The organism is Streptomyces niphimycinicus (assembly GCF_018883605.1).
Taxonomy (GTDB): Bacteria; Actinomycetota; Actinomycetes; order Streptomycetales; family Streptomycetaceae; genus Streptomyces; species Streptomyces niphimycinicus.
Genome location: NZ_JAHLEM010001004.1, coordinates 1 through 4624, shown reverse-complemented (window position 1 = coordinate 4624; position 4624 = coordinate 1). Strand labels below are relative to the sequence as shown.

At 73.1% G+C, this 4624-nt stretch carries 3 protein-coding genes; all 3 read left to right on the top strand.

Going from position 1 to position 4624, the window contains the following annotated elements; genetic code table 11:
- Positions 1-179: 179 nt before the first annotated feature.
- Positions 180-1541, top strand: coding sequence for a deoxyguanosinetriphosphate triphosphohydrolase (locus KN815_RS46770; RefSeq protein WP_216347863.1), 1362 nt, complete (start codon positions 180-182; stop codon positions 1539-1541).
- 298 nt (positions 1542-1839) lie between these two features.
- Positions 1840-3135 carry an NAD(P)/FAD-dependent oxidoreductase gene (locus tag KN815_RS46765; protein WP_216347862.1) on the top strand — a complete coding sequence of 432 codons (1296 nt, stop codon included), beginning with the start codon at positions 1840-1842 and terminating at the stop codon, positions 3133-3135.
- A 75-nt stretch (positions 3136-3210) separates the two neighbouring features.
- Positions 3211-4624, top strand: a 1414-nt coding sequence (gene dnaG / locus KN815_RS46760; protein ID WP_216347861.1) for a DNA primase, incomplete at its 3' end; no start/stop codon positions are given.

The following is a 4624-nucleotide window of genomic DNA, read 5'->3' as shown; positions in this document are numbered from 1 at the left end:
GCCGCCCGGTGCGCAAGCGCCACCCCGGGCGCCCACGCCACGCAATGCCCGCACGCCGCCCCCAGGATCGCGGCCGCCCCGCTCGGCGCCCACCCGGCGGTGGCGCGTCTCATACTGCGCCGGTACGAACAGACCCTCGCTTTTGCGCCCTTGTCACCCCCGGCGGCTACCGTCGGTGTATGAGTCGCAGCGCACCCCCTGAACCGGATCCGGCCTCTCCGACCGGTGCCCCCGAGGCCGACACCGGCCATGTCCCCGGCTATGCCCCGGCGGACCTCGAGCGCTGGGCGCCGGAGCCCGACAAGCGGCCGGGCCGGACCGCCTTCCAGCGGGACCGGGCGCGGGTGCTGCACTCCGCCGCGCTGCGCAGACTGGCCGGGAAGACCCAGGTGGTGCCCGCCACACCCGCCGTCGACCCCGGACCGGCCGGGCGTGCCCTGGCCTACGACGCCACGCCCCGCACCCGGCTGACCCACTCCCTGGAGTGCGCCCAGGTGGGCCGTGAGCTGGGGGCCGCCCTCGGCTGCGACCCGGATCTGGTGGAGACGGCCTGCCTCGCCCATGACCTCGGCCATCCGCCGTTCGGCCACAACGGCGAGCGGGTGCTCAACAAGATCGCCGAGCCCTGCGGCGGCTTCGAGGGAAACGCGCAGTCGCTGCGGCTGCTGGCCCGGCTCGAACCGAAGCGGTTCGTCCCCGGCCCGGAGGCCGGTGAGCCGGTGAGCGTCGGCCTCAACCTCACCCGCGCCGCGCTGGACGCCGCCACCAAGTACCCCTGGCCGTGCGGCGGCCATCCATACAGCCCCCGCTCCCCGAAGTTCGGGGTCTACGAGGACGACCTCCCGATCTTCGCGTGGTTCCGGCAGGGCGCCCCCGAGGGCCGTAAGACCTTCGAGGCCCAGGTCATGGACTGGGCCGACGATGTCGCGTACTCCGTCCATGACGTCGAGGACGGGCTGCACGCGGGCCATCTCGACCCCGCGAGCCTGCTCTCCGAGCCCGAGCGCCGCGAGGTCTTCGCCGTCGCCGCCGACCGCTACGCCCCGGGGGCCGAGCCCGAAGAGCTGGCCGAGGCGCTGGACCGGCTGCTGGACCAGGAGTGGTGGCCGCACCGCTACGACGGCTCGTCCGTCGCCCAGGCCCGCCTCAAGGACGCCACCAGCCAGCTCATCGGGCGCTTCTGCCTGGCCGCCGAGGGCGCCACCCGGGCGGCGTACGGCACGGGCCGCTTCACCCGCTACCACGCCGAGCTGGTCGTCCCCCGCGCCGCGCGCCTGGAGTGCGCGGTCCTCAAGGCGGTCGCCGACCGGTATGTCATCCAGCGCCCGGACCAGGAGCTGGTCCGGGCCGATCAGCGCGTGGTCATCGCCGAGCTGGGCGAGGCCCTGATCGCCCGCGCCCCCGACGGCCTGGACCCCCAGTTCCGCGCGCTCTTCGACGCGGCCGGGGACGACCGGGGCCGGCTGCGGGCGATCGTCGACCAGATCGCCTCCCTGACCGACACCTCGGCCCGGTGGCTGCACGCCCGGCTCACCGCGTGAACCGCCGCCCGCCGCGTGAGCCGCCGCCCGCCGGATCCGGCTCGCGTGCACACGTCCGGCGTACGGGCCCCTTCCGGACGCACTCGCCGTGCGGGAGGCTCCCCTGTGACACAGCTTTCGCCACAGGTTTCGGGCTCGGATTTTCGGCACAGCCGTGGGCACGGCCATGCGCACGGCCTCTGGCACAGCCATGGGCCCAGCATTTGGCACCGCTTTCGGAGCGCACGACCTGACGCGACCGGGGTAAGGCACTCATAGAGGCACTGCTCGGCACTGCTCGGCAGCGAGGAGGACACAAGTGGTCGACGCACACCAGACATTCGTCATCGTCGGAGGGGGGCTGGCCGGGGCGAAAGCCGCGGAAACCCTGCGAGCGGAGGGCTTCACCGGGCGGGTGATCCTCATCGGTGACGAGCGCGACCACCCCTATGAGCGGCCCCCGCTGTCCAAGGGCTTCCTCACCGGCAGCCAGGAGCGCGACAGCGTCTTCGTCCACGAGCCCGCCTGGTACGCGCAGGCCGATATCGAGCTCCACCTCGGCCTGCCCGCCGTCCACCTGGACCGCGCCGCCAAGGCCGTGACCCTGGGCGACGGCACCCGGGTCCACTACGACCGGCTGCTGCTGGCCACCGGCGCCGAGCCGCGCCGCCTCGACATCCCCGGCACCGATCTGGCCGGGGTCCACCATCTGCGCCGGCTCGCCCACGCCGAGCGGCTCAAGGGCGTCCTCGCCACCCTCGGCCGGGACAACGGCCAGTTGGTCATCGCGGGCGCGGGCTGGATCGGCCTCGAAGTCGCCGCCGCCGCGCGCGGCTACGGCGCCGAGGTGACCATCGTCGAGCCCGAGCCCACCCCGCTGCACCCCGTCCTCGGCCCCGAGCTGGGCGCCCTTTTCGCCGACATCCATGGCGAGCACGGCGTCCGCTTCCACTTCGGTGCCCGCCTTACGGAGATCACCGGCCAGGACGGCATGGTGCTGGCCGCCCTTACCGACGACGGCGAGGAGCACCCCGCCCACAGCGTCCTGGCCGCCATCGGCGCCGCCCCGCGCAGCGCCCTCGCCGAGGCCGCGGGTCTGGAGGTGGTGGACCGCGCGGCGGGCGGCGGTATCGCGGTCGACACCTCGCTGCGCACCAGCGACCCGGACATCTTCGCGGCGGGCGACGTCGCCTCCGCCCCGCTCGGCTTCCTCGAGGGCACCCCCGTACGGGCCGCGCTCCCGCGCAGCGCCCGGCTGCGCGTCGAGCACTGGGCCAACGCCCTGAACGGCGGCCCGGCGGCGGCCCGCGCCATGCTCGGCCAGGACGTCGCGTACGACCGGGTGCCGTACTTCTTCTCCGACCAGTACGACGTCGGCCTGGAGTACTCCGGCTACGCCCCGCCCGGCAGTTACGACCAGGTGCTGGTGCGCGGCGACGTCGGCAAGCGGCAGTTCATCGCCTTCTGGCTGAACGACGGCCGCCTGCTCGCGGGCATGAACGTCAACGTCTGGGACGTCACCGAATCGATCCAACGGCTCATCCGCGGCGGCGACCAGCTCGACACGGCGGCCCTGGCCGACCCGTCCGTCCCGCTGACCTCGCTGCTCCCGTAGGCCCTCGGGCGCGTTCCCACCGGGGTCCGGCAGGCGACGGACAGCCGTGTCGGACCCCGGCCGTAGAATTCGGGCGTGGCAGGCAGGATCAACGATGACGACGTGAAGGCGGTCCGGGCAGCGGTCCCGATCGACGCCGTCGTGTCCGAATACCTCCAGCTACGCAACGCGGGAGGTGGCAATCTCAAGGGCCTGTGCCCCTTCCATGACGAGAAGTCCCCGTCCTTCCAGGTCAGCCCCAGCAAGGGGCTCTACTACTGCTTCGGCTGCCAGGCGGGCGGCGACACCGTCGACTTCGTCATGAAGATCGACCACCTCTCCTTCGCCGAGACCATCGAGCGGCTGGCCTCCCAGGCCGGTATCACCCTGCGCTACGAGGAGGGCGGCTACACCCCAGGCCGCCAGCAGGGCGAGCGCACCCGGCTGGTCGAGGCCCATAAGGTGGCCGCGCAGTTCTATGTCGAGCAGTTGGAGCGCCCCGAGGCGGAGATCGGCCGCACCTTCCTGGCCGAGCGCGGCTTCGACCAGGCCGCCGCGCAGCACTTCGGCGTCGGCTACAGCCCGGCCGGCTGGGACCACCTCGTCCGCTATCTGCGCGGCCGCGGTTTCACCGACAAGGAGCTGATCCTCTCCGGGCTCGTCCAGGAGGGCCGGCGCGGCCCCATCGACCGCTTCCGGGGCCGCCTGATGTGGCCGATCCGGGACATCTCCGGCGAGGTCGTCGGCTTCGGCGCCCGCAAACTGCGCGACGACGACAACGGGCCGAAGTACCTCAACACCCCCGAGACCCCGCTCTACCGCAAGTCCCAGGTCCTCTACGGCATCGACCTCGCCAAGAAGGACATCGCCAAGGCCAGCCGGGCGGTGGTGGTCGAGGGCTATACGGACGTCATGGCCTGCCATCTCGCGGGGGTCACCACCGCCATCGCCACCTGCGGCACCGCCTTCGGCGGTGACCACATCAAGATCCTCCGACGGCTGCTGATGGACAACGCGGGCGCGGAGGTCGTCTTCACCTTCGACGGCGACGCGGCCGGGCAGAAGGCGGCCCTGCGCGCCTTCGAGGACGACCAGCGGTTCGCCGCCGAGACCTCCATCGCGATCACGCCCGACGGGATGGACCCGTGCGAACTGCGGCTGGCCCGCGGCGACGAGGCCGTGGCGTCCCTGGTCGAGAGCCGTACGCCGCTGTTCGCGTTCGCGCTGAAGTCGATCGTCTCCCGGTACAACCTGGACACCGAGGAGGGGCGCATCGCCGCCGTCGACGAGGCGGTGCCGGTCGTCGCGGCGATCAAGAACCCCGGGCTGCGGGACCGCTACGCGATCCGGCTGATCGGGATGGTCGGCATCGCCACCCAGGCGGAGGAGCAGTCGATCATCCGCCGGGTGCGCGGGCTGGTCCGCAGCAGGCAGAACGGCGGCCCGGAGCACGGCGGCCGCGGCGATCAGCGCGGCGGCGGCCCGGGCGGGTCCCGGTACGGCGGCCGGG

Bases quoted from the DNA above. Each gene is read 5' to 3' on its own strand.
- KN815_RS46770 (WP_216347863.1), top strand. From the start codon at position 180: ATGAGTCGCAGCGCACCCCCTGAACCGGATCCGGCCTCTCCGACCGGT.